A 760-nucleotide genomic window follows, 5' to 3' on the forward strand; every position below is an offset into this window, starting at 1 on the left:
CTTGCTGAATCATCTTCTGCAACTGGTGCAGTATTACCGATTGTTACATCAACATTCGCTGTATCTGTTCCGCCATTTCCATCACTTATAGTATATGGGAAAGTAATTGCAGTTCCGGTTCCATCAGGTTGAATATCTAATGTTCCATCTGATAATAATGTTACTGTTCCTCCTACTACTGTTATTGGTGCATCTACAACTGGGGTAGTTCCATTGATATCAGTTATCGTTAAAACATCTCCGTCAACATCTGAATCTAATCCATTTCCGTTATCTACTAAGACATCTACATTTACTAAGGTATTGATTGCTGTACTTGCTGTATCATTCTCTGCAACTGGTGGTGTATTACCGATAGTTACAGCAACATTTGCTGTATCTGTTCCGCCATTTCCATCACTTATGGTATATGGGAAAGTAATTGCATCTCCGGTTCCATCAGGTTGGATATCTAATGTTCCATCTGATAATAATGTTACTGTTCCTCCTACTACTGTTATTGGTGTATCTACAACTGGGGTAGTTCCATTGATATCAGTTATCGTTAAAACATCTCCGTCAACATCTGAATCTAATCCATTTCCGTTATCTACTAAGACATCTACATTTACTAAGGTATTGATTGCTGTACTTGCTGTATCATTCTCTGCTACTGGTGGTGTATTACCGATAGTTACAGCAACATTCGCTGTATCTGTTCCGCCATTTCCATCACTTATAGTGTATGGGAAAGTAATTTCTGTTCCTGTTCCATCAGGTT

1 protein-coding gene is annotated in these 760 nt (G+C 38.3%); it reads right to left on the minus strand.

Annotation, left to right across the window (positions count from 1 at the left end; translation table 11 throughout):
- Positions 1-760: Ig-like domain-containing protein (locus L0U77_RS06340; RefSeq protein ID WP_233900909.1), on the minus strand; the 760-nt coding region annotated here is incomplete at both ends.

Source organism: Tenacibaculum piscium, from assembly GCF_021390715.1.
Taxonomy (GTDB): domain Bacteria; phylum Bacteroidota; class Bacteroidia; order Flavobacteriales; family Flavobacteriaceae; genus Polaribacter; species Polaribacter piscius.